Below are 23,941 nucleotides of genomic sequence, written 5' to 3'. Positions count from 1 at the left end.
CGCTCGATACCGGCACCGTTCGGCTTCGCCGCACGGTCAGCATCGCCGCCCATTCGACGCCGCCACACGGTCGGCTTCGTCGCCGTCGTCCTTCCGTTAAGCCGCCCACGCTACCGCACGGCACACCCGGCGACGCGTTAGGCTGGAACGTATGAACGCACCGCTGAATGAACGACTGCCCTACACCGCCGCATTCCCACACGCGCTGGGAACCGGGCTGATCGTGCAGTCGGCGGCCGGCATCGACTCCAACCGCCGCGCCGCCATCACCGCGTTCATCGAGGAGTATGAGGCCGCGCTGTCGCGGTTCCGCGGCGATTCGCTGGTCGCCGCGATGGCCGGCTCGTCGAACGGCGGCACGTTTGACTTTCCGGATTGGGCCGGGCCGCTGTTCGATCTGTATGATGCGCTGGCCGAGGCGACCGACGGCGCGATCGACCCATGCGTGGGCGAGGATCTGATCCGGCTCGGGTATGATGCGCGGTACTCGTTCCGGCTTTCCGCGGATGCGGTGACGCACGCGGCGGAAGGCCCCACGACCGGCGGCAGCGCCGCCGCCGGCTGGAACCTCGGCGCGGTGCACGGCCGGGCCACATGGCGCGACGATGTGGGCCGCCGCGGCCCGGACGGCACGACACTCGTCACCACGCGACCGGTGTCATTGGACTTCGGCGCGTGCGGCAAAGGGTATCTTGTGGATTTGCTTGCGTGGCGGTTTCTGGCGGACGCGCCGGCATACGTGATCGACGCGGGAGGCGACCTGCTGGTCCACATGTCAGACGGCGATGTGGACGGTTGCGTAATCGACACTGCATCCCAGGCTGGCGGCCTTGCCGTGCCGCTTCCGGATACGGCTCCGTCTCGCGCGCGTGACGGCGCGTCCACATCATTCGACGGCGTGAGAGACGGCGCCGGTCGATGGCATGGCGACCCCGACCCCGATGCTCTTCACGCCGCAGCGAACTCCAGCCCAACCTCAAACCAAGCCCCCTTGACCATCGCGATGGAGGATCCGGACGATACGGCAAACGCAGTGGGCGTGGCGAGCGTCGCCGGCGGCGCGTTCTGCGCGAGCGCCCCCAGCCGCCGTCATTGGGGCGAAGCCGCGGGACTCCGGCTGCATCATCTGCTCAACGCGGTCGACGGACTGCCCGTGCGCGACGTAGCCGCCACCTGGGTGACCGCGCCACACGCGACGGCCACACGCGGAGGAAAACCTGCGAGCGCCGGCGCGTGGAGAGCATCGCATCCGGGATCAGCCAACCATGCGCCGACGGACCATCAGGCCGGTGCGGGGATAGCTGACACCGCGAAGCCGCTTGGGGATTCCGGTTTCGGCAATCATGCGGGATCGGATGCATCCCGCGGCAATCCGGCCGGCTCCGTTCGCTCTGCATCACGCGGGCTCTACCCCACCGCATTGGCCGATGGGCTCGCCACCGCGTGCTTCGTCGCCGCGCCGGACACGCTGGCCAAGCGGTTCGATTTCGAATGCGCGATACTGTACGCCGACCGCAGCGCCGCCGTCAGCGCCGGATTCCCGGGGCGGTTGTTCATGCGGTGATGGAGCGGACTCCCCTGCCCTGAGAGGAGCGTACTGCACGCAGAGGCGAAGAATGCGACAATTCCGCCCATTTCGCACATATCGGCCTTGATTTTCCGGCCCATCGGCACGTTCTTGGCAACGTACGCGGAGATGTGGGTGTTTTGTTTGGCGGAAAACGCGGCAACGACGAGGGGACGATTGGTGAAAACCGCAGAATAGAGCCGTTTTGCAAAACCGGCATCGACGCCGAAGCCGAACCAAAACACCCACATCTCGAAGAAGGCGCATGCTCATGGCCGCAGATTGCCCCGCCGCAGACGCATGGCATCCGGCACGCCCGCAAGACCACCCTCAGTCTCGCTACGCGAGCCAGCTCCCGCCAGCGGGAGCAACCCGCCAGCGGGCGAGCCATGAGACAGACAGCCGTGACGTTAAATCCGCGAAGCGGGTGACGCTCCCCCGGTCACGGCCTCCGGCCGCGACAGCGTCCTGCAATTACGGGCTGCCTACGGCAGGCTCAATGCCGGCTCACTGTCGTTCACTCCTCGCCTACAAACGCCTTTGGCGTTTGCCTAACGGCTCGGCCCTCCACCAAGGGGGCCAAGAACAGCAACGACCCACTCGGCACGCCGGCGACAACCACGGCGGAACAACCACCCCACCAAGAGTCCCGTAACAACAACAGCCGGCTGCACTGCCAGCGGGAGCGTGTGGGGGAAAACGCTCCCGCTGGCGGGAGCTGTCAGCGTAGCTGACTGAGGGTGGCCATCCACGACGGACCTTCACAGGCACCCGACATCACCGCCCGTCAGTCACAGCGGGCGAACGCCCACCGTGACAAACAGGGGGAGGGGTCGCACCGGGCGTCCCGGTGCGACCCCTCCCCTATGTTGGCCATGTCAGGCCATCAGCCTCAGCCGCGGCGCTTGCGGGTGATCAACACCACGCCGGCGGCGGCCACGAGCAGCGCGACCACGCCGATCACGCCGGTCACCGACGCGCCCGTGCGCGACAGGCCCGAGCCTTTGCCGCTCGCGACCGGGCGGGCGCCCGCGCCGGAGCCAGCACCGTTACCGGCACCCGGCTTGCCGGCCCCCGGCTTCGTTCCCGGCTGCGGCTTGGGCTGCGGCTTCCCTCCGGGCTGCTGCTCGGCGGCCTTCTTCACTGTCACCTGGAACGTGGCGGACGCGCCGCGCCAGGCCACGGTGACGGTCTTGACGCCGGCGCTCGCGGAGTCGAATCCGCTCACCGCCAGCTGCGGATCGTCAAGGGCGACGTCCTTGACGGTCTCCTTGCCGTCCTTGGTCCAGACCGCTTCGACCTTCAGTCCCGTGAGATCGAGCTTGTCGCCAATCTCGTACGTGGTCTTCTTCGGCGCGGTGACGCGCAGCGTGAGCTTCGGCAGCTCGCCGTAGTCCACGGTGTACGTGCGGGCGGCGCCGCCGTCGGCGGGCGTCACGGTGATCGTCGCCTTGCCGCCGTTCTTGACGCTCGGCTGCTCGACGTTCACGTTCGCCGCGTTGTCGGCGGCGTACGCGGTGATGGTCGGATAGGTTTCCGCGTCAGCCGCGAGCTTGCCCTGGAACACGCCGTCTTCGGGCAGCTTGTCGGGGTCGAACCCGTCGAGGCGCACGCCGTCGGCGCGCAGCTCGCCGAGCGCGGTGTCGGTGGTGGGCAGCAGCTTGCCGGTCGGCGAGATGAGCTCGATCTCGGACACCGAGATGTACGGGTGCGCGGCGCCGACCGTGTTCACGATGTTGAACCAGTTGCCGGTGATCGGCTTGGCGACCTTGATGACCGCGACCGGCGCCTTGTCGGCCGTGTCGGGCAGGCTCACCGCGTCGCCGAACGGCACGTACGCCTTGCCGTTCCAGTAGTTGACGGACACGCTCGCCGGCCACGTGGCCGAACCGGCGTCCTTGTAGTAGTAGACGCGGATCTCGCTGACGGTCTGATCGGCCGAGTAGCCGAACGTGGCGGTCGGCGTCTCGGCCTTGGCCTGGCCGTCCGCCTTCCACGTGGTCCAGCCCTTGTCGGTCGTGTCGCCGTTGATGGTCTTGGACGTGTCGGTCGTGTCGGCGTCGGTGTACGTCGGCCCGAACGTGTCCGAAGCCACGTTGCGCGTCTGCTCGTCCTCGACGTACACGGTCAGGCGCACGTGGATGGCCGGGTACGCCTTGAGCGTGCCGTCGACCTGCAGCGCGTCGCCGGACTTCGCGGCGGCCAGACGGCTCGCAAGGTCGCTCGGCCACTGCCATTCGACGGGCGCGGCGATCGCTTCGGACGTGCCGACATGCGCGTTGACGGTCGCGGGCGCGGCGGCCTTCACGGACGCCTCGTCGCTGCCGGTCTTGACGGTCACGGACGCAGGGTCGGCGGTCGTCAGGTCGCCCACGTGCACGGTCGCCTTGACGGCGATCTCGTTGCCGTACAAATCGGTGGCCTTGGCGCTCGCCGTGTACGCGCCCTTGGCGGCGGTGTCGACGCCGCTGACGTCCCACTGGCCGTCAATGGCGATCGGCGCGCCGGTGCCCCACGTGTAGTACGGGGTCACCGTGGTGCCGAGGGCGGCGCGTACGGCGTCCGCGGTGGCGCCGACCGGCACCTGCACGCGCACGTCACGCACGCCGGTGGGCGTGTTGGAGCGCACGGACCAGCCTTGGCCGGTCTGGCCCTTGGACAGTTCCAGCGTGAGCGCGCTGCCGGCGTCGCTGCTGTTGGCGGTAAGGGTCTTGGCGGCCGCGGCGTTGACGAAGTTGAAGTGCACGCCGTCTTCGGTGTTGAGGATCCAGATGGTCGACTGGTTCTTCTTCGCCTGCTCGACGTCACCCGAGACGAGCTTCACGCCGACGCTCTTCGCGTCGACCGAGCCGTTCGCATCGGTGTCGGCGGCGGAGAGCAGCCGGCCGTCGGCGGTGGTGATCACGTACCGCTTGAGCGTCGGACGCTCAGGGTCGGCGGCGATCTCGTGGAACGTGAGGTTCTGCTTGGCGGCGGCCGTCTTGTCGGCGGCGACCTCCTGCAGGGTCAGGCCGTCACCGGAATCGGCGACGGACACTGCCTTGCCGGCCCACTGGTTGACGAGCGTGGCCGAACCGCCGTCCTTGATGGACGGCGCGGTGTCGGCGACGCCGCTCACGCCGTGCAGCTGCACGGAGGCGATGGAGCGGGCGGGCACGGTCATCGTGGCGGTCTTGGCCTTGGCGTCGATCGTCACGGAACCGGCGGCCTGCTTGACGTCGCTGGTCTTGTTCATGGTCTCGGGGGTGGCCGCGAACGGTCCCTTGTCGCTGTCCGCCTTGTCGGAGGCGGTGGTCAGGTACAGGTCGCCGGAAGCGTCGGCGGCGATGTCCTTGAAGTTGGACAGGTCGATGACGAACGTCTGCGGCTCGTTCGAGCTGTTGGTGTGCACGACGGTCTGCGTCTTGCCGTCCTTGGACTGGGCGGAGAAGTTGGTGCCGGTCGCGCTGTTGGCGGTGATGGAGTCGCCTTCGCCGATGAACTGCGTGTAGGCGCGCATGCTGTTGTACTTGGAGTTGACGAGCACGGAGCAGGGCTTGAGGCCGTCGGTCTTGCCGCCGTTGTTGTCGACGCGGCGCTTGGAGTACAGGTTGCCCTGCGCGTCGGTCACGTTGCAGTCGAAGTCGATGAAGATGGTGCCCCAGTTGGTGTTCTCGCCGCCGGGGTTGAGCGTGTTGCCGTTCTCGTCCTTGTCGCCTTTCTCCATGTTGTAGAGGTCCTCGACGACCTGCCAGAAGTTGAAGTCCTCGGACTGCAGCTTGTAGACGTAGCCGTTGATCATGGAGGTGAAGCCGAGCGCGTTGTCGAAGCCGAACGGGTTGAAGCCGCCGGACTGCCACGAGCCGTCCACCTCGCTCATGGACAGGCGCTTGCCGTCGCGCTGGGCGACGTCGCGCACGTTGCGCTCGTTGTAGGTGGCGTCGCCGCCGTAGCCGTGCACGTTGTACTGGCCGATCTTGGCGCGTTCGGCGGGCGTGTAGTTGTTGTACGCCTCCATGAACTGGTCGCGGAACTGCGCGTCCGTGGAGGAGATGACGGTGTCCTTGTCGCCGGCGAGCGCCTTGGACAGCGTTTCGATCGTGCGCTGCTGCATGCGGCCGCCGTTGGCGTCGGACGTGGAGACGTGCATGCCTTCCTGCGGCTTCTTGACGGCGTTCGAGTACGGGGTGATGGACAGGTCGGCGCCGTCGTAGTCGCCGGTGGCCATGTACCGGTTGATGAGCTGCGCGTCAGGCCATGAGGGGTCCTTCGTGTAGTCGGTGGCGTTGTACCACGGGGTGATCCACGAGCCGGATTCGGATTCGTTGAACGGTTCGACGGTGTTGAAGTTGACGCCGTACTTGTCTTCTAGGTGACGGGCGACCTTGCCCATGTAGGTGCCGAACTTCTCGGGGTCCTTGAGGTTGTTGTCCGTCGAGGAGTTGCGGCCGCCGGCCACGTAGCCGCTTTCGGTCATGAAGTACGGGGCGGAGTTGGCGAACGCCTCCCAGTGAGTGATGTCGCCGGTCTTGACGCCTTCCTTGATCCACCATTCCTGGGCTTCGACCTTCTTGGCGGCCTCGGAGTCCTTGCTCTTGGAGCCCCACACGTAGGATTCGTCGTTGGTGGGGTCGTAGGCGGCGTCGAGCTTGTCGCGGTCGGCCTGCTTGGTGGTGACGGCGTTGCCGTCGGCGTCCTTGTACAGGCCCTTCGAGCCGTCGGCGTCGGGCGCCCAGTAGCCGGGCACGGCCGCGCCCTGGCGCATGAACGGGTAGCCGTACGCCACGTCGGAGGCGTTGCCGCCGCCGACGTTGTAGCGTGCCTTGTTGAGGTTGAGGCCGTTGGAGCCGAAGATGCTGTCGTAGAAGTCCTGACGCAGCTTCGCGCCGTTCTTGTTGGCCTTGGCGTTGAGGGCCGAGTCGGCGGGCTTGCCGTCCGCCGTGTAGTTCTGCTGGTCGCCGTAGGCGCCGGTCGCGTTGGCGAACCACGCCAGCGACGTGCCCCAGCCTTCGAACGGGCCGTTGGTGACCCACGGGTTGATGGTCACCGTCGAGACGTTGCCGCCGCCTGTGGCCGCATGGGCGGCCGTGCCGACGACACCCCCTGTCAGCAACGTCGCCGCGGCGGCAAACACCGCGACCGATCTGCGCATGATCCTCATTGTTCCTCCTCGCTCGCCCATCGATGGGCGGCCTTGCTGCGTCTGCACTTCCGTTGAGCGTCGCAACCATGCACTGCCACCGTGCATGCGCCGTCGCGCACCGCCGTCGTACAGCCGTTTTCTCCTTGCAGGAGATGCCCCCTTCGCATACGTGAACGTTCGCGCTATGTTTGCGAAAACATCCCCTTAGCATTCACGTTAGCGCCACAATACGGGCGACACACCGCATACCGAACCTGTAAGCGCTTCCGCAATAAAACGATTTTATGATGGCATTCACATCGTGAGCGAGACGCCTTCCGCCGTCTCACAAGCGACCACCACACGAAACCAAGAAGGGGGTTTCACATGGAACACAGTCACATCATCCCATCGCAACGCAGACGCACGTCATCATATGAGACCACGTCATACGAGACCACGTCGCGACGCACACGCCACACACTGCGCGCACGGCTCGTCGGCGCCGTCGCGGCGCTCGCCTGCTGTCTCATGCTGCCCACGGCGGCCGCGAATGCCGCCGACGGCCCGGCCATCCAGGCCGGCGCGGACGGCAGCGTGCCCGCGCAGTCCGCACAGGGTCCGCAGGTCACCAAGGTCCGCGTACTCAAGGAAGGCACGTTCCTCGAGGTCCACTGGAACGAATACGTCGACGAGACGCAGGCCGTCAACGTCAGCAACTTCACGCTCACCAACGGCGGCAAAACCATCACCCTGCGGCCGAAATCCAACGAAGGCGTCACCGACACGTACTATTTCGACCGCGACAACAAGGAGGTCGCAGCCACCGACGCGAAGGTCTTCCAGTACCTCGACCCGACGATGCACATCTCCAGCATCGCCTACAGCGGCACCATCGACCCCAGCAAGCCGATCACGCTGAAGGTCAAGGGATCCGCCATCAAGGACGCGGCCGGCGTCGCCGCGCAGGACACGACGTTCACCAACGTGCCCGTCACCAGCTTCTACACGAAGAAGCTCGTGTCGAAGAACGGCATCATCATCAAATCCGATGACGGCGTAAGCGACGCGGCGCTCGACAAGACACGCGACATGGTCGACACCGAACTCGGCCTGCCCGGCACCGGCATCGCCGCCGAAATGGTCAGGCACGGCAACGCGGTCGCCGTCTACGGCAACCACGAGGTCCCCTACCTGCTGCCCGAGCAACGGTACGCCTTCAACAAGGACATGTACGCGGCCGAAGGCTACGGCGGCTACCCGGGCGACGGGTTCGTCTCATCCATCTCCGAAAAGAACGTGTTGCGCACGACCGGCGACCCCGACCCCGCCAACAACACTGCGTACACCGGCGAAAGCGTGCTCGCCCACGAATTCGCCCACGCCATCAAGCTCGGCGGACTCGACCAGATGCCCGACCAGACGCTCGCGAACACGTTCTACCGCGCCTACGCGCACGCCAAGAAAGCCGGACTGTGGGCGCACACGTACGCCTACCAGAACTCCGACGAGTTCTTCGCGTCGCTGGCAGCCATCTGGTTCAACGTGGCCGACGAGAGCGGCAACGGCGAGTACGACGGCGTGCGCGGCCCCGTCGACACCAACGAGGAGTTCAAGGAGTACGATCCGGTGACCTACGCCGCGTACGAGAAGATCTTCCCCAAGGTCTCGCTACCCGCACCGTGGGATTCCACGCCGAACAACTGGCCGGAAAGCATGGCCAAGACGTTCCCGCCCACCCGTGACGCGGCCGCCGCGAGCAGCCCCGACCTCGCCAAGGACGAGTTCCAGGTCGTCTCCGACCACACCGAGGACCGCGGCGACATCTACTATCTCGAACGCCTCACCTCCGCGGTGGGCGGTGGCGAGCTCGACCTGTCGACCCTGTGGGGCGCGGCCAACGACCTCGACCGGTCACTCGCCTCGTGGAACCTCAGGAAAATCGACGACAGCACGTACGCGTTCGCCAGCGTCGCCTCCGACGCCGAGCCGTCCACGCGCGGCCTGACCGCGAACGCGAACGGCACGGTCAGCGTGGCCGGTCATGCGTACGACCCCGCCGATCAGGCACAGCAGTGGCGCTGGTACCGCAACGACGCGAGCGACGACCCGTACGACGGCTACCTCGTGAACGTCAAGTACGGCAAGGCTCTCACCACGGTCGGCACGCCGTACAACGGCACGACGCTGGTGGTGCGGAGCATCGGCAGCGGCACGTTGGCGTGGAGTCTGCGCGACAACACGCAGTCCGCGGCGAAGAAGAGCAACGACGGGCTGTTCCTCACGCCGACCGCCGCGCTGCCGGACGCGCTGAAGCCCGGGCACGGGACTGGCGCTGGTGCCGGTTCCGGCACTGGTGCCGGAACCGGCTCGCAGCACGGCAACGGCTCTACGGGAGCGGGCGCCGTGGCGGCCGGTTCGCAGAAACTGGCCGCCACCGACGGCGAGGCGAATGCGGTGCTGACCGTGTCCGTGGCGCTGCTCGTGCTCGGCGCGGGACTGGCGGTGACCCGCCGCCGCGTAATCCGCTAGCGCAAGATTGAAGAAGGCCGGGGTGATATACAACAACCCCGGCCTTTTCGTGTGAAAAGCCACGCCCAAGCGGCATCATGCCGCATCAGAATGCCATGATTCATCATCAATCGGCGCAAACACTCGAGATGTGGGTGTTTTGTTTGGCGAAATTCGCGGTGACTGCAAGTGGCCGGTCGGCAGAAACCGCAGAATCAAGCCGTTTTGCAACATCAGCCTCGCCTCCGGCCCCAAAACAAAACACCCACATCTCGAAAACAGTCCCTTGGACGGTTCCCGGAACCCGCAGCGCATGGCACGTAACCCGCACTACACGCGCACGTCCTTCGTCACCCTGCTCGCCCTTGCAGCGTGACGCAAGTCCGAAAACCCAGTATTTGCAAGGAGTTTCAAGGGTGCGTCACCGTGCCCGCCCGAGCAGAGTGACGGTATGACGCTCGACACGCGCAACGCCCATACACACAGCGCAACACCCATACACGTAGAAAAGGGGCTGCACCGTGATTCCACGATGCAGCCCCTCCCCTACAGAGTCCGGGGTCTCACCGGCGTTCGAACGCCAGCCTGCACCCCTCCCTTGTCACAGCGGGTAGCTACCCGCTGTGACAAAGCGGGGAAAACCCTGCAATTCCAACGATGCGGCGCTCATCGTCACAGCGGGTAGCTACCCGCTGTGACGATAGGGGCAACACCCTCAGCCGCGGCGCTTGCGGGTGATCAGCACCACGCCGGCGGCGGCCACGAGCAACGCGACCACACCGATCACACCGGACACGGACGCGCCCGTCTTCGACAGGCCGGAAGCGCCGGGCTTGCCCGCGTTCTGGCCGGAGCTGGACTGGCCGTTCTGGCCGCTACCGGCACCCTGGCCATTACCGGCCTGGCCGGCGTTGCCGCCGTTGCCGGAACCATTACCGTTCTGGCCGCCCTGCCCCGAGCCGTTGCCCTCGCCGCCGTGGCCCGGCTCCGGCTCGGCCTTCGCCTTCACCGTCACCGTGCGCACGACCGTGTAGGACGCGCCCTGCGAGTCCACGACACGGTAGGTCAGCTTGTATTCGCCGGCCTTCGCCGTATCCACGGAACCGGTCACCTCGATCTTCGAGGTCAGGTCGCCGTCCTCCGCGTCGGACGCCTTCACGCCCGCCTTCGGGTCGAACGAATCGCCGACCGTGATCGTCACGTCATCCGCGCCCGTGATCTTCGGCGCGGCGTTCAACGTTCCGGCCGGCACGTCCGGCTCGGTCAGCGTCACCACGGCCTTCGCGCGCAGCACCGACGGCTCGATGCCGTCGAGGTCGCCGCCCAGCTCCACCGTGCCGGCGGCCTTCTCTGCGGCCCAGTCGTGCGCATCCCACGTCACGGCCACATCCTTGACCGAGCCGTCCGAATACGTCACCGAGACCGTCTTCGGCAGGTCGGGCGTCTCGCCGGCCTTCACCGTGACGTCGGTCTCGGCAGCCGAAACCGGAACCACCGGAGCCGGCTTCACCGTCACCGTGAACGTCGCGGAGACGCCGCGGTACGTGACGGTGACCGTCTTCTCGCCGGCGGTCGTCGAGTCGAAACCGGTGATCTTCAGGTCGGCGTCGTCGAGCGCAACGGCCTTGCCGTCCGCGGTCTTGCCGTCGGCCCAGCCGTACACCGGAACCACCGACATGCCGGTGGTGTCGAGCGTCTCGCCGACCTCGTACTCGGTCTTGGCCGGCGCCGTGACCTTGAGCGAGGCCAGCTTGGCCGCGTCGAACGTGACGGTGACGGTCTTGGTGGCCGTGCCGTCCGCCGAGGTGACGGTGATGACGGACTTGCCGCCGAGCGTGCCGGCTTCAGGCCCGTCGACGCTCACCTTGGCGGCCTGGTCGGCGGCGAACGCCTGCACGACCGGGTTGGCCTGCGCGTCGATCGGCAGGTCGACCGTGTACGCGTCCTTGTCGGCCGCGAACCCGTCGATGGTCGTGCCGTCGAGACGCAGGTCGCCGAGCGTCGCGTCGGAAGCGGGCGCCGGCGTGGCGGCCTTGTCGCTCTGGGCGAACACCTGGATTTCGGCCACGTTGATGTACACCTTGGTGTCCTGCAGCGTGTTGGTCAGGCGCACGGCCTTGCCCTTCACCGGCGTGTCGAGCGTGAAGTCGACGGTCGGCGTGTCGGCCGCGGTGATGCCGTCGGAGCCGGAGCCGGCGTCGCCGGCCTGCACCTTCCAGCCGTCCTTGGTGCCGACGGTCTTCCACTCGCCGTTCTCGTCCTGGTATTCGAGCGTCTGGCTCTTCGGCCAGGAGGCGCGGCCGTCGTAGTAGAAGTAGGTCTTCACTTCGGTGATGGTGCGTGCCTTGTCGAACGTGAACGTGGCGACCGGATTGACGGTCGACGCGGTGGACGCCCACGTGGACCAGCCCTTGGCGGTCGTGTTGCCGTCGACGGCCTTCTTCCACGAGTCGCCCTCGGAGAAGTTCACGCCGAAGGTCGTGCCGTCCGCGGCGGCGATGTTGCTCGTCGCGCCGGCGACCGGCACCACGAACGCCTGCAGCTCGGTGGCGACGATGTAGTCGTTGCTCACCGTGTTGACGATGCGCACCTGGGTGGCCTTGACCGGGCCGCCTTCGGGCGTGAACGTGACGGTCTGGCCGGCGGCGGGCTTGACCTCGCTGCCGAACGGCTGCCACGTGGTGCCGTCGGTCGTGTACTCGGCCTTGGCGGAGACGGGGACCTTGTCGCCGTAGGTGATGGTCAGGCTGGTGGCCTCACGCTCGGCGCCGAAGTTCACGGTCGCGGTCGGGCTGACCGAGTAGTCGCCCCTGCTGTTCCACGTGATCCACGCCTCGCCGGACGTGTCGCCGTCGGTCAGCTTCTTCCACTGGTCGCCCTTGTTGTACTCCGTCTGCTGGCCGGTGACGGTCAGGTTGGAGGCGGAGTCGGCCACGTTCTCCGGCTCGGCGGTCACGATGAACAGCGTCGCCTTGACCGGCAGCGTGTCGTCGGCGGCGGCCTTGTCGGCGAGCGCCGCGACGGAGACCACGTCCTTGACGGCGATGCTGCCTTCGACGGCGATCTTGTCGCCGGTCTTGGCGGCGGCGAGCTTGTCGGCGAGTCCGTCGAAGTTCCACTGGACCTTGGATGCGTCGATCTGGAACGCGGGCGACGCCTTGACGTGCGCGTACACCTTGGCTGCCTTGATGGCGGCTTCGGCGGCGGTCTCGTCGGTGCCGGCGATCACGGTCGCGGACACGGGGTCGGTCACGGTGAACGCGCCGACGTACACCTTCGCGGTCACGGCGATTTCGTTGCCGAACAGGTCGGTGGCGGTGCCGGTGGCCTCGTAGGTGCCTTCCTTGGTGATGTCCACCTTGGAGGTGTCCCACTTGGCGACTTCGGCCTTGCCTTCGCCCCATGCGTATTCGACGGTCACTTCGTTCGGGATGGTCGGCGCCTTGCCGACCGCGGTCTGCGCGGCGACGGCCTGGTAGCCGGTCGGCGTGCCTTCACGGAACGTCCACGTCTGGTTGGCGGACGGGGTTTCGCCGGTTGCGGACGTGTACAGGCCGACCTTGGTGCCGGCCTTGGTGCCGGAGCCGTCGACGTCGAGGTTCTGCTTGGCGGCGGCGTTGAGCAGCTGGTAGGTGGCGCCGTCGGACGTGTTGAGGATCCACTTGGCGGCCGGGTCGGACTTGGCCTGCTCGACCGTTTCGTCGGACAGTGCGTTCGTGCCGTCCTTGGAGACGAGGACCTTGCCATCGGCGTTGGTGATGACGTACGCCTTGAGGTCGGGGCGTTCGGTGTCCTTCTGGCTGATCTGGGTGAACGTCCAGGCCTGCTTGCGTGCGTCGGCGAGCGTGGCCGGGGCGTCGGTGATGGACAGTGCGGAGTCGCCGGAGGCGGCGTCGGTCAGCAGCTTGCCGGACTGGGTGCCGACGAGCTGGTACGTCTTGCCGGACTGCACGCCGGCGTCCTTGGCCACGCCGGTGACGCCCTTGAGCTGGATGGAGGCGATGGCGCGGGCGGGCACGGTCACGGTCGCGGTCTTGGCGGTCTTGTCGATGACCACGGAGCCGGCCGCCTGCTTGACGTTGCTGGTCTTGGCGAAGACGTCCGGGGTTGCGGCGTCGACGCCCTTGTCCTTGTCGGCCTGCGCGGTCTCGGTGGTCAGGTACAGGTCGCCGGAGGCGTCGTCGGCGATCTCGCCGTACTTGGAGAGGTCGATGACGAACGTCTGCGGGGCGTTGGACGTGTTGCGGTGGACGATGGTCTGGGTGGCGGAGTCGCCGTCGCCGGCGGTGGCGGTCATCGTGTTGTATTCATCGTTGTTGGCGACGATCTTGTCGCCGGCGTGGATGAACCGGGTGATGGCCTTGACGCCGTTGTACTTGGCGTTGGCGATGACGGTGCACGGGGCGAGGCCGTCGGTCTTGCCGCCGTTGTTGTTGACGCGGCGCTCGGAGTAGAGCTTGCCGTCGGCGCCGGCCACGGTGCAGTCGAAGTCGATGAGCACGGTGCCCCAGTTGGTGTTTTCGCCGGCCGGGTTGACGTTGGAGCCCATCTGCATGTTGTAGAGGTCCTCGACGACCTGCCAGAACGTGAAGTCCTTGGACTGCAGGCGGGGCACGTTGGCGCTGATGTAGCTCATCATGCCGAGCGCGTTGTCGAAGCCGTACGGGTTGTAGGAGCCGCCCTGCCAGGAGCCGTCGACCTCGCTCATGGAGAGCTTCTTGCCGTCGGCCTGGGCGATGTCGCGGGCGAGCATCTGGCGGCCGGTGGAGTACGCGTGCACGTTGTACTGGCCGACGAGGTCACGCACGGCCTGCGGGTACTGGTTGTACGACTTGACGAAATCAGACGAGTTCGTGGCGTCGGTGGCGGCGATGATAGTGTCCTTGTTGCCTTTGAGCGCCTCGGCGAGCGCCTTGAGGGTGGCCTGCTGCTCGGCGTTGTTGACGTGCATGCCCTCCTGCGGCTTCTTCAGCGCGCTGGAGTAGGGGGTGACGTCCTTGTCCTTGTCGGAGAAGTACTTGTCCCAGTAGTTGTTGATGAGCTGGGTGTTCTTGTCGTTGGGATCGGTGTACTTGGACGCCTTGTCGCCGGGCGTTCCCCAGTAGCTGGTCTCGGATTCGTTGAACGGCTCGACCGTGTCGACGTTCGCGCCGAGGCTCTCAAGATGCTCGACGTTCTTGGCCATGTACTGGGCGAACTTCTCGGGGTTGGCGAGGTTGTTGGAGCCGGAGTTGAAGCCGCCGGTCGCGTAGCCGCTGGTGGTGAGGAACCACGGCGCGGAGTTGGCGAACGCCTCGACGTCGGTGATGTCGGGGTTGTCGCCGGTGGCGCCGCGCTTGATCCACCAGTCCTGGGCGGCGGACTTGCTGAAGTCATACTGGCTGTCGTCGGTCGGGTCGAAGGCGGCGGCCAGCTTGTCCTTGTCCGCCTGCTTGGTGGTGACGCCGTTGCCGTAGACGTTCTTGGAGCCGTCGGCGTCGTCCTTCCAGGTGCCGGGGACGTTGGCGCCCTGGCGCATGAACGGGTACGCGTAGGCAACGTCGGAGGCGTTGCCGCCGCCCACGTTGTAGCGGGCCATGTTGAGGTCGAGCCCGTCCGAGCCGAAGATGGACTCGTAGAACTGCTCGCGCAGCTGCTTGCCGTATTCGACGGCCTTGGCCTTGGAAGCCGCGTCGCCGAGGTTGGTGGTGATGGACGATTCCTCGCCGAGGCTGCCGGTCGCGTTCGCGAACCATGCGAGCGACGTGCCCCAGCCGTCGAACGAGTTGGCGTACCAAGGGTTCGGCGTCACCGTGATGGTGGCGTTATCATCAGCGAGGGCCGAATTGGCCGTGATCGCCCCTCCTCCAAGGAGTGTCGCGGCCGCGGCGATTGCGGCGAGCGACTTGCCTAGTACTTTCATAGATCTCCTTACCATTGTTGCCCGAATGCCGTCATGGCGAGGCGTCGCAGACCACATTGCGCGACGCCCGTTCTCCGGCGCTCCGGCACCCCACGCCGGCTCCTTCATCCGGCGTGCGGAATGTTTACGCAAACATTCCAGTGGAGTTCATTGTAGCATGGTCGAAGCGCTTACGCATCACCGCGCACGCATAATGCGATACGTTTCACATGCAGGGGTAGGGGGCGGGGCGCGAGTGGATTCCTACTCACAAAACTGAAATGGAGCGGGTGCGGGAACGCGAGAGCGAGACGCGCGGGGCATGAGCAGGATGCGGCACAGCGGAATGGGCGAGCCTGCCCTTCCACGCGCCGACCGCGGGAGACCGCCAGTCGCCGTGCCATGGACCTCTCTCCATCACACTTCGATCTCCCCGCTCTCCGCCGCGCTCCAACCACGCACCGCCGCATCCACGTCACCGCACGTGCCATCATTCCGATCGAGTGGTGGCGTGCGGTAGAAATCCGGAATGACGCTGCACATCCATTTCACATCCTCGCGCGCGCCGCCACGCCATTGCCGCTTCGTCGCTCCGAAGTCTTCCGGCCGTGTATCACAAGTCGCCAGAAACGGCGATTCGTGCAAGTTGTGATACACGGGTGTGCCACAACTCTGCAATATCGCGCTTTTGGACGAGTTGTGACCACGCAACGGCTTCAAGAACCGCCATTTTCCAACGATCCTCGCAATCCGCTGCCAAGGTCGTGTATCACAACTCTGCAATATCGGCGATTTGTGCAAGTTGTGATACTGCATCATGCCGAAATCGCCTGTCCAGGCCGACGATCCGCCGTCATCCCCGGGCGCCTCCGCGTCACTCTGCTCGCCCGGACACGGTGACGCTTGCGCGAAACTCCAGTATTTGCACGTCACTGTGTCCGGGCGAGCAGAGTGACGCGGAAGACATTACGAAGCAACTCTCGCCTCCCAGTCGTACCGAGCGGCCGCGCGTCCCGAACGCGCAACAACGCATCTCTCGCACAATCGGGACGTCCCGAACGCGCATGATCGGCTTTCTTGCGCTATCGGGACGTCCCGATAATGCACATCAAGCGTTTTCGCACTTTCGTGACGAGCTACCAGTCGCCGACAGTGTGGAACCATACGCCACAATCGTTGGAAAATGGCCATTCCTATGCCGCGCTGAGAATGTAGCGCACATGCGATGAAGGAGCGCACGGTCCCGAACGCGCAACAACGCCATTCTTGCACAATCGGGACGTCTCGAATGCGCACAATCGGCTTTCTTGCACATTCGGGACTGCGAATCCGGAACGACGACGTCAGAATCCGTTATATATACGTATCAACAAGCTCAAGCAGGACACCGCGTAGTGAGTGCGATGCCACGTCAATGCCGCTTGTCCCAACAGTCGATGCACATGAGCCGCCGCACAGCGAACAGGTATAGAACGTAGCACCTTCCGCATCGTCGTACTCGTGCTGCTCCAACGAGTCGAAGTCGATGTCCTCGACATAATCCTCATGTTTGCGCCCCATTGCGTACATGCACATATCCGCACATCAGCCTACGCGTCGCGTCGCGCCGCGTCACCGCGCGCCAACCCCAGCGACGCCGCTGCCCGTCACGCTGCTCGGGCGAGCACAGTGACGCGCCAGCGAAAACCCTTGCAAACACTGGTGTTTCACGGTCGAGTCACTGCGCAAGGGCGAGCAGAGTGACGAGGGGATGGTCTCGCGCGTCCGTAGCGTTTCGCGCACGCAACAGCCTTACACATAGCAACTGCGCTCGCATCATCATGCACCGCACTTGCTCCCAACGCCGCGAACCCACGCACACCGCGTACCCAGTCGTCGCACGCACACACCCGCACGCACGCATCCGCACACACCGCACGTCACTACGCATCGCACGCACACACCCGCACGCACGCACCCGCACGCACCGCGTACCCAGAGCACCCGCGGCGTTTCGCGCACCACTCAACATAGCGAAACGCCCGCGGGCGCGCGTGCATCAGGCACGGCGTTCCACGGGCGTTTCGTCAGGTTAAGGCAGTAGGAGTCAGAACATGGTCGTATAGGCGGCGCTCCTCACGTCGAACATCGGACAGGAAAACAGCAGGTCATCGTCTGCGGCACGGCGGCGGAAAACCCGGCGCCGCGACGATACAACGGCGGAACGATGCTGGCACGGCAGCGACCACAATCACAGCACGCATGCGAACTCACGCACGCACACCGCGCACTCACGCAACGCAATCACAGCGCCAACAGCCGCGACCGCCGCAGCGAGCCCGAGCCGCCGGGCACCGCGCGCACCGTGCGAAACTGCATCAGCGCGGGCGCAGACGGCTCGGACTCGGACTCAGCGTCAGGCAGTCAGAGGAGAAAGAACCTCAGTTCTTCCACTCTTCGGGATCGTAGAAGTCGCCGTTGAGGGCCTTGGCGGCCTTCTCCTGCGCCTCCTCGAGGGTCCAGTTGGCGAGCTCGGCGCGCACGTCGTCGAGGGCCACCGGGGTCATCGACAGCGAGTTGACGCCGATGCCGGTGAGCACGACGGCCAGATCCGGATCGGCCGCGGCCTCACCGCACACGCCCACGGGCATGCCGTACTTGTTGCCGGCGTCGGCGATGAGCTTGATCGCGCGCAGCACGGCCGGGTGCCATGCGGTCTGGTAGTTGGCCACGGAGCCGAGCGTACGGTCGGCGGCCAGCGTGTACTGGGTGAGGTCGTTGGTGCCGATGGACACGAAGTCGGCGACCTGGGCGACCTGATCGGCCATGAGGGCGATGGACGGCACCTCGGCCATCACGCCGACCTTCTTGAGGCCGAAGCTCTTGCCGAGCTTGACGAAGTAGGCGGCTTCCTTCGCGTCGGCGACCATCGGGGCCATGACCCACAGGTCGGCGTCGGTCTGCGCGTCGGCGGCGGCGAGGGCCTTGAGCTGGCCTTCGATGACCTCCTTGTGCACGCGCAGCGTACGCAGACCACGCAGGCCGAGGGCCGGGTTCGGCTCGTCCTCGGGGGTGAGGAACGGCAGCGGCTTATCCGCGCCGGCGTCCAGCATACGGATGACGACCTTCTTGCCGGGGAACTGGGCGAGCAGTTCGGCGTACGCCTTGGTCTGCTCTTCGACGCTCGGCGGCTCGGCGTTGCCGATGAACAGGAACTCGGAGCGGAACAGGCCGACGCCTTCCGCACCGTACTCAAGCGCGGTCTTGCCGTCGGCCGGCTTGCCGACGTTCGCGAGCAGCGGAATGTGGTGGCCGTCCTTGGTGGCACCCGGCTGGCCGCGCAGTTCCTTGGCCTTGGCGGCCTTGGCCTTGGCAGCTTCGGCGGCGGCGATCTGCTCGTCGCTCGGCTCGGTGGTCACGGTGCCTTCGGCGGCGTTGACGATGACGGTCTCGCCGTTGGTCAGGTCGTCGGCTTCCGGCGCGGAGACGACGGCGACGATGCCGCGGGCGCGCGCCAGGATGGCGGTGTGCGAGGTCGGGCCACCCTGCGAGGTGACGATGGCGAGGGTCTTCTCAAGGTCGAGGCCGGCGGTGTCGGCGGGGGACAAATCCTCGGCGACGAGCACGAACGGGGTCTCGGAGACCGGGACGCCGGGCGCGGGGACGCCCATGAGGTCGGCGATGACGCGCTGGCCGACGTCGTGCAGGTCGGCCGCACGCTCGCCCTGATAGCCGCCGATGGCGCGGAACATCTCTTCGACCTGGCCGAAGCCTTCGAGCACGGCGCGCTCGGCGGTCTTGCCCTGCTCGATGAGCGTGTTGATGTTCTGGGCGAGCGACGGGTCGGACGCGAACATGGCGATGGCCTGCAGGATCGGCGCGGCCTGCTTGGCGCCCTCGTCGCCGTTCGCGGCCTCTTCGGCGCGACGGTTCAGGTCGGCGTTCACCAGCGCGAGGGACTTGGTCACACGCTCGATCTCGGACTGCGCGGACACGGAATCCGCGCGGGGCGCGTCGGAGGGCTCGGGAAGCGGAGCCGCCATGCGAATGACCGGACCGACCGCAACGCCGCGTCCGATGCCAACACCCTTGATAACCATATGTTTCTCCTTACATAGTGGTCGTGCCCTGCGATGGGCAGCCGCCCTCCGTAGGTCGCTTATGTGACTTGCCAACTTCATCGCCGGTAAATCATTTTCCGTCACGGATAGTATACACCGTTGAACGCGCGACACGACACAAGTAAACGTTTTCCGTGAAAAAGAAAAACGCCGTGGTATAGTATTAGCTTAGCAGCCCTCAGCAGGCCGCAACAGTAATGAACCAGCAGATGCGCCGGAGCCATCCGACGCAATGACGCAAAGGAGTGTCTCCATGGTCACCCGCACCACCACCATCACCGATCCCGTCGGCATCCACGCTCGCCCGGCCGCCAAGTTCGCGCAGGCCGCGACCGCTTCCGGCTACACCGTCACCATCGCCAAGCAGGGCGGCAATCCGGTTCCGGCCGGCTCGATCCTGTCGATCATGGGCCTGGGCATCAAGCAGGGCGACACCGTCGAGCTGAACGTCGAGGGCGACAACGCCGACGCCGTGGCCGACAACCTGGTCGAGACGCTGACCGCCGCCGAGTGACGCGGCCGTGCGGCGCGGCCGGTACGCCGTCGCCGCTCGCCTATCGACAATCTCGCCTATCGGCAACACAGTGACGTCGATAATGACGGCCGTCACCGCAGCAATGCGGGCGGCCGTCATCCATATCGGCGGCCGCGAGGCGAAGCCGGCACGTCATCGCACGCCGCACCCCATTCCCCTCCCCCTCCCGTCACAGCGGGTACCTGCACGCTGTGACATAGACGAACAATCCTTGGAATTCCAACGTTTTCTCATGCTCGTCACAGCGGGTACCTGCACGCTGTGACGGATGGGCGGCGGAAACGGAGGAACACACGGAACACGGAAACACGCGACACATCCATGACCACGAAGAAACCCACTGCAACGACGCAGCGCAAACCTGCACGACCGGACACGGCGACGGCCATCGTACCGACCGCGAAACGTTCCGGCACCGCACGAACCCAGACCGTCGCTCCGGCCGTTCCCGTTTCCGATTCCGCTTCCCCCGCCGCCCCCGCATCCCAGCCGCAACCGCCGCAACAACAGCCCAGCTCGATCACCAACGTCGCGGCCAAAGCCAACGTGTCCATCGCCACCGTCTCGCGCGTGCTCTCCGGCAAACGCACCAAAGACGACGACATCGCGCGACGAGTGCGCGCGGCCGCCGAAGAACTCAACTATTCCGTCAACTACGCGGCGAGCGCCCTGCGCAGCGACGTGACGAACACGATCGGCCTGGTCATCCCCTCGGCCACCGACTCGCTGAGCGCGCGGCTGATCGACGCGCTCGAGCCGCCTGCCGACCACAAGTCGACTGCCACGCAGAACCGGCAGCTGCTGCTCGGCGTCGGCGGCGAGCAACGCACGCAGGCGCAGCGCCTCGAATCGCTGGTCGCACGCAACGTGGACGGCATCATCATCGTGCCGGCGGACGGCGTGGACCTGACGCAGCCGCTGGAACGGTTCTCCCCGCACACGCCGATCGTGCAGGTGGGCGGACGGCAGCGCTCGTTCCGCACGTCGATGGTCGGCATCGACGAGAACGCGGCGATGGAGATGATCGTCGAGCATCTTGCGCGGCAGGGCGTGCGGTCGGCCGCCTACTTCGCCGGCAAGGAGGTCTCGTTCGAGTCGGCGGAGATGTTCGCGATGTTCCACACGCAGATGCGCGCGCACCGGCTGGTCACCGACACCGCGTGGAACCGGTTCGGCGAGGTGAGCGTGGAACGCGGCTACCGGTGCACGCGGCGGATGTTCGTCGAGGAGCGTGCGGCGGGAATCGAGCCGCCGCAGGCCGTGATCTGCGCCGACGACATGATCGCGCTCGGCGTGATGGTCGCGTTGCAGACGATGGGCGTGCGCGTGCCGCAGGATGTGCGCGTGGTCGGGTTCAATGATTCGCCGCTCGCCACGACGACGATGCCGCAGCTGACCTCGGTGCGGCCGCCGTTCGACCAGATCGCGCAGGAGGCGCTGCGGCTGATCGGGCTGGGTGCGGGGCGTCCGGCGCATGTGACGCTGCTGCCGCAGCTCGTGGTGCGCGGTTCGACCGTGGGGTGAGACGCGTCGGAGGCGGGGCGGCTGGGTTAACGGTTCCCGGTGGCGGCGTCGGCTGACGGCCTGACTCGGGCATCAACTCCCGGATTCCTCCCATCCGCGGGCCCCTGCATGGGAGAAATCCGGGAGTCCGGCCCGGTAACTCCCCGAATCCTCCCATAGCAAGGCATCGAAACGGAGAAGACGGGGAGCGACCACCACAGACTCCCTGTCTTCTCCCATTGCAGAGCCAGCGAATGGGAGAACTACAGGAGTGCATCATCTCAACTCCCGGATTCCTCCCATCCGGGACCCCCGAAACGGGAGAATCCAAGGAGTCCGCAACCCCAACTCCCGGATTCCTCCCATCTGGGACACCTGAAATGGGAGAAAGTAGGGAGTCCGCACCTCCAACTCCCGATTTCTTCCCATCCGGAAACCCTGAAACGGGAGAAATCCGGGAATTGGAGGAGGGCAACCCCGGGTCGACTCGGCCAGCCCCGACTCCGTTCCCCCTATCTCGTGGAATATCTCACGGAATCAGCGAGCAGAACAGCGCCTCGAAGACGAGCATCGGGTTGCCGTTGCCGAACAGACGCCGCCGGGCGAGCGCGATGTGTTCGAGCCGGTCCACCACCGCCTGCCGGCTCATCCGCGCGGACAGTTCCGCGATGGCCGTGCGGTTCTCCAGGTTGATGATGCCCACCGCGTCTTCGGCGTTGTTCTGCAGCACGGCGATGTCGCGGTATACGCTGGCCGCCGAGTTGAGCGCACGGTCGAGCACGTCGCGGCTGCGGCGGGTGGCCTGCCGTTTGAGCTCGTCCTTTTTGGCGATGGCGTTGTAGGCGCCGCGCAGTTTCGGCGGGATGCGGTCGCGTTCGCCGAGCCCGTTGATGCGGCGGAATTCGGCTTCCGCACGCTCCGCCTGCTCGTTCACGTCCGCTTCGGCCTGGCTTTTCGCCGTGTCGATGAGGCCGTCGGCGAGCAGCACCGCGTCGGACGCCTTGCGCAACCCGAGCAGGCCGACGATGAGCTCGTCGCGGTCGCTCATGACCTGGCTTTCGGTGGCGTACAGCTTCGCTATGCCGATGTGCCCTTCGGCGAGCCGCGCGGCGCGGGCGGCCACGTTCCGGCTGAACTGCTTGGCTTCCGGCTGCCGTGGGTTGACGGTGGTCATGAGGAAGTCGGTGACCGCCTGCGTCGAGGGAACGGCGAGGTTGACGATCCGCGTGCGCGAGCGGATGGTGGGCAGCACGTCCTGCGCGCTGGGAGCGCACAGCATCCAGATGGTGTGCGGGCTGGGTTCCTCGATCTCCTTGAGCAGCACGTTCGTCGTGCGTTCCAGCATGCGGTCGACGTCTTCGATGATGATGATCCGCCAAGGCGCGGTGCTGGGCATCTGCTCGGAGGTGAGAATCAGCTCGCGCACGTCGTCGATGCCGATGGTGACCTTGTTGGTCGCCAGCGTGGTCACGTCAGGGTGGGTGCCGGAGAGAATCTGCCGGGTGACGTTCGTCGGCTCGTCGCTCAGCCCGTGGTCGGGGCTTTCGAGGGCCGCCGCAAACGCCCGGGCGACGTTGGACCGGCCGGAGCCGGGGGGACCGCAGATCAGCCACGACTGGGCGATGGCTTTGGGGTCGCCGGTGGTGATGGCCTGCAGCTGCCGTGTCACGGCCTGCTGGCCGACGATGCCGTCCCAGACGCTCACTGGCCACCGCCAGCGGTCGTCGTCTCAGCGGACTGGTCGGCATCGCCTGCGGCCGCGGCGACCTCCTTCGCCTTGCGCGCCTCTTCGGCGGCCTTGCGTGCGGCTTCTTCCGCGGCGGCCTTACGTGCTGCGGCCTCGGCGGCCATCTTGGCGAACCGTTCGTCGGCGACCACGTCGTCCAGCAGTGCGTCGACGTCGGCCTTGATGCGCGCCCACACGGTTTCTTCGGGGTATGCCGCGTCGATCATGCGGAACCGTTTCGGCTCGCGGCCTGCCAGGTGACGGAACGCGTCGCGCGTGCGGCTGCGGAAGTCGTCGCCGGCCGATTCCATGCGGTCGTCCTCGTGGGTGAGCCGACGGTGGGCCTCGTCCGGATCCATGTCGAGCAGATAGGTGCGTGCCGGCATGAGCGAGCCGGTCGCCCACATGCTCAGGTTCCGGATTTCGTCGGCGGTCAGTTCGCGGCCGCCTGCCTGGTAGGCCAGCGACGAGTCGAGATACCGGTCGGTGATGACCACGGCGCCACGTTCGAGCGCCGGACGGACCACCTCGGCAACATGCTGCGCGCGATCGGCGGCGAAGATCAGCGCCTCCGCGCGGGCCGCGATATCGGCGGCGGCGTCAGCAGCGTCAGCGTCGACGCCGTTCAGCAGGAGATCACGCAGACGTCCCCCCAACGCCGTGCCGCCAGGCTCGCGCGTCACCACAACCTCGCACCCCCGCGATTCCAGGTACGCGCGCAGCCGCTCGACCTGAGTGGTCTTGCCAACGCCGTCCACGCCTTCAAACGAAATGAACACACCAGACATCACAACCCCCTGTTCGCCGCCGACGCCACCGCGCCGTTCGAGTCCGTGCATGACCAGTGTACGCGAATCCCCACGCGACGCGCTTGCCGTTGCCATCACCTGGACCGTGTTTGTTGTTTTGATGGGTGGGTTGATATGACGAGAGGCTTCTAGGCAGAATGGGTGGTGCCTTAAACCTATCCGTTCTAGCGAAGGAGCCTCCATGGTCAAGGGTAGCAGTGCCAGTGTT

Annotated in this window: 10 protein-coding genes and 1 pseudogene; 5 read left to right on the top strand and 6 right to left on the bottom strand. The window is 66.2% G+C overall.

Going from position 1 to position 23,941, the window contains the following annotated elements:
• Positions 1 to 151 precede the first annotated feature (151 nt).
• Complete coding sequence (locus F7D09_RS11370; RefSeq protein WP_226835946.1) at positions 152 to 1,564, top strand: FAD:protein FMN transferase; 1,413 nt, start codon at positions 152 to 154, stop codon at positions 1,562 to 1,564.
• Between the two features lie 895 nt (positions 1,565 to 2,459).
• Here the strand turns inward: F7D09_RS11370 and F7D09_RS04435 are convergent.
• Complete coding sequence (locus F7D09_RS04435) at positions 2,460 to 6,698, bottom strand: bacterial Ig-like domain-containing protein (RefSeq protein WP_226835944.1); 4,239 nt, start codon at positions 6,696 to 6,698, stop codon at positions 2,460 to 2,462.
• A gap of 357 nt (positions 6,699 to 7,055) precedes the next feature.
• Here F7D09_RS04435 and F7D09_RS04430 point away from each other — a divergent pair, with 357 nt between their 5' ends.
• Together F7D09_RS04430 and F7D09_RS11365 are read left to right on the top strand one after the other, a co-directional pair.
• Entirely contained in the window at positions 7,056 to 9,200 is a 2,145-nt protein-coding gene (locus tag F7D09_RS04430) for a hypothetical protein (RefSeq protein ID WP_152234212.1), read from the top strand.
• Between the two features lie 130 nt (positions 9,201 to 9,330).
• Positions 9,331 to 9,555: a hypothetical protein gene (locus tag F7D09_RS11365; protein WP_152234211.1), complete on the top strand. Its 225-nt coding sequence runs from the start codon at positions 9,331 to 9,333 to the stop codon at positions 9,553 to 9,555.
• 339 nt (positions 9,556 to 9,894) lie between these two features.
• Here F7D09_RS11365 and F7D09_RS04415 read toward each other — a convergent pair whose 3' ends face one another.
• From F7D09_RS04415 to ptsP, 3 genes are all read right to left on the bottom strand, one after another.
• Entirely contained in the window at positions 9,895 to 15,081 is a 5,187-nt protein-coding gene (locus F7D09_RS04415; protein ID WP_193312326.1) for an immunoglobulin-like domain-containing protein, read from the bottom strand.
• Positions 15,082 to 15,477: 396 nt separating this feature from the next.
• On the bottom strand, positions 15,478 to 15,879 hold the full coding sequence (locus F7D09_RS04410) for a hypothetical protein (RefSeq protein ID WP_152234210.1): 402 nt from the start codon (positions 15,877 to 15,879) through the stop codon (positions 15,478 to 15,480).
• A gap of 1,601 nt (positions 15,880 to 17,480) precedes the next feature.
• The gene (gene ptsP / locus F7D09_RS04405; RefSeq protein ID WP_152234209.1) at positions 17,481 to 19,139 is read right to left on the bottom strand and encodes a phosphoenolpyruvate--protein phosphotransferase; all 1,659 of its coding nucleotides are present in this window, start codon (positions 19,137 to 19,139) and stop codon (positions 17,481 to 17,483) included.
• Between the two features lie 274 nt (positions 19,140 to 19,413).
• Here ptsP and F7D09_RS04400 point away from each other — a divergent pair, with 274 nt between their 5' ends.
• Both F7D09_RS04400 and F7D09_RS04395 read left to right on the top strand, forming a co-directional pair.
• Entirely contained in the window at positions 19,414 to 19,674 is a 261-nt protein-coding gene (locus F7D09_RS04400) for an HPr family phosphocarrier protein (protein WP_152234208.1), read from the top strand.
• Positions 19,675 to 20,016: 342 nt separating this feature from the next.
• Positions 20,017 to 21,219 (top strand): LacI family DNA-binding transcriptional regulator, encoded by a 1,203-nt coding sequence (locus tag F7D09_RS04395; protein WP_152234207.1) that lies wholly within the window; start codon positions 20,017 to 20,019, stop codon positions 21,217 to 21,219.
• A gap of 508 nt (positions 21,220 to 21,727) precedes the next feature.
• Here F7D09_RS04395 and F7D09_RS04390 read toward each other — a convergent pair.
• Both F7D09_RS04390 and tmk read right to left on the bottom strand, forming a co-directional pair.
• Positions 21,728 to 22,903 carry a DNA polymerase III subunit delta' gene (locus tag F7D09_RS04390; RefSeq protein ID WP_152234206.1) on the bottom strand — a complete coding sequence of 392 codons (1,176 nt, stop codon included), beginning with the start codon at positions 22,901 to 22,903 and terminating at the stop codon, positions 21,728 to 21,730.
• A 182-nt stretch (positions 22,904 to 23,085) separates the two neighbouring features.
• Positions 23,086 to 23,712 (bottom strand): annotated as a pseudogene (gene tmk, locus F7D09_RS04385) (dTMP kinase); the annotation flags it as partial.
• Positions 23,713 to 23,941: the final 229 nt, after the last annotated feature.

This window comes from Bifidobacterium leontopitheci, from assembly GCF_009193355.1.
Taxonomy (GTDB): domain Bacteria; phylum Actinomycetota; class Actinomycetes; order Actinomycetales; family Bifidobacteriaceae; genus Bifidobacterium; species Bifidobacterium leontopitheci.
This window is presented reverse-complemented; position numbering and strand designations above follow the sequence as displayed.